At 34.8% G+C, this 6395-nt stretch carries 7 protein-coding genes; all 7 read left to right on the top strand.

Features of this window, described 5'->3' with window-relative positions:
• The first annotated feature begins 56 nt into the window (after nucleotides 1-56).
• On the top strand, nucleotides 57-530 hold the full coding sequence (msrB, locus tag Q0A18_RS01535) for a peptide-methionine (R)-S-oxide reductase MsrB (protein WP_292008405.1): 474 nt from the start codon (nucleotides 57-59) through the stop codon (nucleotides 528-530).
• 119 nt (nucleotides 531-649) lie between these two features.
• A complete protein-coding gene (locus Q0A18_RS01530; RefSeq protein WP_292008404.1) occupies nucleotides 650-1219 on the top strand; it encodes a fasciclin domain-containing protein in 570 nt (189 codons plus the stop codon).
• Between the two features lie 70 nt (nucleotides 1220-1289).
• The gene (locus Q0A18_RS01525; protein ID WP_292008403.1) at nucleotides 1290-2000 is read left to right on the top strand and encodes a ferritin-like domain-containing protein; all 711 of its coding nucleotides are present in this window, start codon (nucleotides 1290-1292) and stop codon (nucleotides 1998-2000) included.
• Between the two features lie 25 nt (nucleotides 2001-2025).
• The gene (locus Q0A18_RS01520; protein ID WP_292008402.1) at nucleotides 2026-2841 is read left to right on the top strand and encodes a ferritin-like domain-containing protein; all 816 of its coding nucleotides are present in this window, start codon (nucleotides 2026-2028) and stop codon (nucleotides 2839-2841) included.
• Nucleotides 2842-2973: 132 nt separating this feature from the next.
• On the top strand, nucleotides 2974-3333 hold the full coding sequence (locus Q0A18_RS01515; RefSeq protein WP_292008401.1) for a hypothetical protein: 360 nt from the start codon (nucleotides 2974-2976) through the stop codon (nucleotides 3331-3333).
• A 118-nt stretch (nucleotides 3334-3451) separates the two neighbouring features.
• Entirely contained in the window at nucleotides 3452-4312 is an 861-nt protein-coding gene (locus Q0A18_RS01510; protein ID WP_292008400.1) for a hypothetical protein, read from the top strand.
• 3 nt (nucleotides 4313-4315) lie between these two features.
• Nucleotides 4316-6304, top strand: a complete 1989-nt coding sequence (locus tag Q0A18_RS01505; protein WP_292008399.1) for a TonB-dependent receptor — start codon at nucleotides 4316-4318, stop codon at nucleotides 6302-6304.
• The last annotated feature ends 91 nt before the right edge of the window (nucleotides 6305-6395 follow it).

Raw genomic sequence — 6395 nt, 5'->3', positions numbered from 1 at the left:
TGAATAATATTATTACAAAACTATTTTTGAGCTTTTTTTCTCTGATTATTATAGGAATGGGAAAGCTATCGGCGCAAGATTATGGAAACTTCAAAATTAAAAATCCTTATTATTCACATACTGATCTAACCAAGCTTAAAGTAAGTAATTCGGAATGGAAGAAAATATTGAAACCCGAGCTTTATAAGGTCGCCCGGGAAGGACTTACTGAGACAGCTTTTACGGGTAAATATTATGAGTTTGATGAAAAAGGGACTTATTACTGTGCTGTTTGTGGAAATGCACTCTTTCTTTCAACCTCAAAATTTGCAACTACCTGTGGGTGGCCTTCTTTTTATATGCCTGTTCGTAATAAAAGTGTTATTTATAGGAAGGATACCTCTTATAACATGGTAAGAACTGAAGTTTTATGTGGAAGATGTTTATCTCATTTAGGACATGTATTTGAAGATGGACCACAGCCTACCGGAAAACGTTTTTGTATGAACTCGATCTGTTTGGATTTTATTCTCGGATTAAAAAATAAGTAACTGTTTAACAGTTTTTTATGTTTTTATTTTAAACTTTTTAAATCTAAAAATAACATACTTGTCGTAAATGCCATTAAGAACAAAGATCAAATATTATTAATTAAAAAAAATCAAAGACAATGAAAACAAAATCCAAAATTGCGGTATTAGTATTAATGAGTTTCTCATTTGCTTTTAGCGGGAAGGTATCAGCACAAATGCTAAAAGAAAAAACAGTAATGGTGGGAGGAGCTCCAATGTATTCTTCTAAAAATATTATAGAAAATGCAGTTAATTCTAAGGATCATAAAACACTGGTTGCAGCTGTAAAAGCAGCGGGTTTGGTAGAGACCTTGGAAAGTGCAGGACCATTTACCGTATTGGCACCCACGGATGCAGCATTTGCAAAGCTTCCTAAAGGGACAGTGGAGACACTTGTAAAACCTGAAAATAAAGAAAAACTAACCCAGATATTAACCTACCATGTTCTTCCGGGAAGATACAGCGCAAAACAAATTTGGGCATCAGTAAAAGCCGGTAATGGAATGAGTAAAATGAAAACTGTACAAGGTGAAGAGCTTACTTTCTGGACAAAAGGCAAAGATCTTTATGTAAAAGATACTAAGGGTAACACTGCTAAAGTTACTATTGCAGATGTTAATCAATCTAATGGAGTTATCCATGTAATAGATACGGTTCTTATGCCATAAAGTTAAAAAACAATACAATGAACTTTGTATTGTTTTTTTATTGAAAACCAAATATTTAAAAATAACTATTATGAAAAAAGACATTCAAGTTTCTAACCGTGGTGTTACTTTGGATACCAGTAGACGAAATTTTTTAAAATTAAGCGGTGTAGGTCTTGCTATGGCAGGTCTTACTTTGATGGGCTGTGATGATGATGATAATTTTATGGAGGTTGTTGAACCTGTTTTTGATCTTGGAGAAGGAGATGTAGGAATTCTTAACTATGCCTACGCCCTTGAACAGCTTGAGGCCGACTTTTACACTAAAGTGGTTAATAATTTTTATTCGGGTATCTCAAGTATTGAAAAACAAATTTTTACCGATCTTTACCATCACGAAGTAATTCACAGGGATTTTTTTAAAGCAGCTATTAGTGGTGCAACTTCTCATGTGTTACCAACATTGGAGTTTCAATATTCGGGTGTAAATTTTAATGATAGAAACTCTGTGCTGGCAACGGCTAAAGCTCTTGAAGATACAGGTGTGGCAGCATACAATGGGGCTGGAAAGTATATTTCTAATGTTAATTATCTTGTTATTGCAGGTAAGATAGTTTCAGTAGAAGCAAGACATGCTTCAGCTATTCGCGATTTAATTAACCCGGGTTCAGCAGATTTTTCTGGAGATGATGTAATTAATACCAATGGTTTGGATCTTGCCAAAGAGCCGAAAGATATTGTGATGGCTGCGGGAGGGTTTATAAAAACACCTTTTTCCTGGAAGGAACAGGGAATCAATTAATTATTTAACATCAAAATCTATTATTATGAATATTCTTAAATTATTAGATAAACTCTCAGATGATAAGTTTTTTACCACTGAAACTTCAAGGTCAGTATCCATTTCCAAAATTTCCAAATTTGGAAAAAAAGCAGCTATAGCATCAGCTCCGTTAGGATTAGGAGTCATATTTTCCAGTCCTGCCAAAGCAAATGTTGTTAACCCAAATGAAAGAAAGAATGTAATGAAAAGTACTCTCACAGACGCACTTCAACTAGCATTGGTATTGGAATATCTTGAAAATGAATATTACAGCCTGGGACTGTCTGCAGCTGGTTTAATTCCTAGTTCAGACCGGACTGTTTTTATGCAAATTTCCAAGCATGAGTCTGCTCATGTTAATTTTTTGAAAAGTGTCTTGACAAGTATGGGAGTAACTCCGGGAGCTAAGCCCACTTTTGATTTTACTGCTAATGGAAATTTTTCTCCTTTTAGTGATTATAATCAGTTTCTTATTTTGGCCCAAGCTTTTGAAGACACAGGTGTCAGGGCTTATAAAGGGCAGGCTGGAAATGTAATGTCCAATAAAACTGTTTTACAGGCTGCTTTGCAGATACATTCTGTAGAAGCCAGACATGCTTCCCAAGTAAGAAGAATGAGAGCTAATAAAGGCTGGATAGAATTGGCTGACGGGGGAAATATGCCTTCGGCTACTAATCCCGTGTATACAGGAGAAGATAATACAGAGCAGGCAGGCTATAATACGGCTTCCACTTTTGGAGCCCCTGCAGGTTCCGCAGCATATGATGAAATTCTAAGTGGAAGTGACGCGCAGGCTATAGCTTCATTATTTATAGTATAAAATAAAACTTGTTATTGTTTTTGTCCTTTTTCAGAAAGATTCTGAAGAAGGATTTTTATATTAAATGACAAAACTGTCTTAAATCATATCTTTTTTTTCTTTATACAGGATATTAAGAACTATATTTACAGTATGAGATGGTTCTCCATATTTTTTTTAACATTATTCCTGTCTCTTCGTCCATTAATCCCTTTATTGGACTATGCCCTTAATTATGATTATATTTCTAAAGTTTTATGTGTCAATGCGCAGAAAGCAGATTTAAAATGTAATGGTAAATGTTACCTTGCTAAAGAAATGGCAAAAACAGCTAATGAAGAAAATTCAAAGATGAATGGCGGATTTAAATTTATTGATGCTTTTCTGGGAACCGAACGATTAACCTTTCAAAACACAACTCAAGAGTTATCATTCACAGAAAAGAATTTTTTCTATAAAGATTCTTACCTATATTTTCTGTATTCGCAGGTGATCAAACCTCCCACCGTTTAATGTTTTTATTTATCGATATCTTTCTTGAAGATATCATCTGTTTTCCATCATGATTTTTAGTATGAAGGCCTTTCATGCTATAGATCTACTATTTAATAAATAAATTCATTTTACAAACATGAAAAATATATATCAATATACTGTTTTGGTTATCAGTCTTTTAATTTCTCTTTTTCTTCTTTCCTGTGAAAACGGGAATGATGATAATGATCTTCCTGTTTCACCGGAGACTCCTTCTTTGGTTAAAATTCAGGATATAACTGATAATAATTATACTGTTTCAATTTTTAATTCAACGGGTAAATTAAGTACCGGATACAATGAAGTCTATCTTCAGGTAAAAAATAAAGCAACAGGAGAAATTATTAATAACGGGAGCCTGACATGGCATCCCGTGATGAACATGATGTCCATGTCCCACTCCTGCCCTTATAGTACTATAGAGAAAGTCAGTAATCAAAGCTACTACAAAGGATTTATCATTTTCCAAATGGCAGGAAATGATTCAGAAAACTGGGAATTGACTTTTAACCTTAAACTCAATGGTCAGACTTATCAGCTTAAAGATTCCATACAGGTAGATGCTGCCGTTAAGAGAAATGTTGAAGTATTTACAGGAGCAGATAATCAGAATTATGTTCTTGCTATGACAGGACCATCTTCTCCTGTGGTAGGTATGAATGATATGACAGCATACCTTTTTAAAATGCAGGATATGGATACTTTCCTGCCGGTCGATGGCTATACAATACAGCTTGATCCCCGAATGCCCGGTATGGGAAATCACAGCTCTCCTAATAATACAGCTCTTATTTCTGACTCAGTTTCCGGATTTTATAAAGGAAAAGTATCGCTTACCATGACAGGATACTGGAAGCTTAATCTCATGGTTTTAAGTTCAGAAGGAAATGTATTAAAAGGTGAAGAAGTGACAGCTGCTAATGATTCAAGCAGTCTGTATTTTGAAGTAGAATTTTAGGAGATGAAAAAGGTTGTTATTTTGCTGGGATGTATTGCCCAGATTCCGTTATATGCCCAAACAAAAGATTCCATTCTCACAGGAAATATTGAACGTATTACCATTATGGGGCAAAGAGGAGTAGATCTGCGAAAAGAATCTAAACCTCTGTCATCACTTGATGAATACATGGAGAACTCAGGTAAGATCCGGATGATTAAAAGAGGTAATTATGCATGGGAGCCTGTTCTTAATAATATGACTACGGAAAGAACTTCCGTAACCATAGACGGAATGAAGATTTTCAATGCATGTACTGATAAGATGGACCCTGTGACCTCTTATGTAGAAATATCAAACCTGAATCAGATTGCTATATCTTCAGGGCTGGAAGGTGGCCCGCATGGAGGAAATAATATCGGAGGGAACATCGATCTGCAGCTTAATAAAACCGGATTTTCAGATCGGAAGTGGAATTCTTCTCTTGTTACAGGCTATGAATCGAATGGCAATTATCATAGCAATGGAGGAAATGTATCCTATTCTTCTTCCCGGTTTTATACTAACTTTGGAATATTTCACAGGAAAAGTGAGAATTATTCGGCGGGAAATCATCAGGAAGTTGATTTTTCCCAATTTGAAAAATGGAATGCTTACGCCAATCTGGGAGTTGATTTAAAAAAGTCAAGAACATTGGAGGGCTCTTTCATCTATGATGATGCTTCAAATGTAGGATACCCTGCATTACCTATGGATGTAAAGTCGGCCAGAGCATGGATTGGTTCTCTTACTTATAAAAAGGAAAAGATATCAGACTTGATTTCTTTATGGGAAACGAAAGTTTATTTTAATGATATTACCCATGTCATGGATGATACTAAGCGTCCGAATATTGCGATCCATATGGATATGCCAGGCTGGAGTAAAACGTACGGTTTTTATTCAAAAATAAAAGGAAATAAAGGCAGGCATTCATTTATGGTGAACTGGGAAGGTTATTACAATCAGTCTCTCGCTGAGATGACCATGTACCCTGCTGATCCGTCAGAAAAAGCGATGTTTATGTATACCTGGCCCGATGTCCGGACTTTCAATACGGGATTGTATCTGGAAGATGAGTATTTTATTAATGAAAACAATTCAATTTATATTTCTTCCCGGATAAGTGCTCAGAAAGAAAGTCTTCAAAGTGATTTCGGATTAAAAAGCCTGCAGATATTTTATCCCGATATGAATAAGGATAAAGAACGGTTCCTGATAAAAGGTTCAGCCTATTACCGTTATTCTAAAGACGGCTGGTATGTATCTGCCGGAGGTGGATATGGGGAAAGAGCACCTTCTGTTTCAGAAGCCTATGGTTTTTATTTATTTAATAGTTTTGATGCGTATGATTATATCGGAAATCCGGGAATTAAAAAAGAAAGATCATTAGAAACTTCTTTGATCCTGAAAATGAAAAAGCAGTCTTTTGATATAAGTCTGGATGCGAATTACTTCTATTTTCCTGATTATATCATCGGAAAAATAGATTCTTCTTTATCTTCTATGACTATTGGAGCGAATGGGGTTAAATTATATATGAACATACACGACGTTTCCCTGTTCAATACCAATTTTCAATTTAATTATAGGTTTTTGAATTATTTTGAATGGAATAACCGTATCTCTTATAGTTTAGGAAAGGATAAACAGAAAAATACAATTCCTTTAACAGCTCCTTTAATGTACACTTCTCAACTTACTTTTAAGAAGAGTGATTTCATTTCAGAAGTCAGAATAAATGGTGCCGGTAAAAAAAATGAATACAGTCCTGAATACGGAGAAGGAAAAACTTCAGATTATCTTATTTATAATGCGGCTTTAGGATATGGATTCAAATGGGATAATACCAGACTGACCTTTAAAATAGGGATAGAAAATATTTTTGACCGATGGTATTCCACTTATGCGGATTGGAACCATATTCCGAGAAAAGGAAGAAACTATTTTGTAAATGTATTGCTCAATCTATAAATAAGCCCTGATTCGATATCATACTCCTTTTTATTAAGAGAGAAATAATGTTGAATTAAATCAAATTATAATGCATAAGTCCATTTTGTAC

Origin of the sequence: Chryseobacterium sp. (assembly GCF_022712095.1) — a bacterium.
In the GTDB taxonomy this organism is placed as follows: domain Bacteria; phylum Bacteroidota; class Bacteroidia; order Flavobacteriales; family Weeksellaceae; genus Chryseobacterium.
Note: the sequence above shows the minus strand (reverse complement) of the source record. Positions and strands in the feature narration are given on the sequence as shown.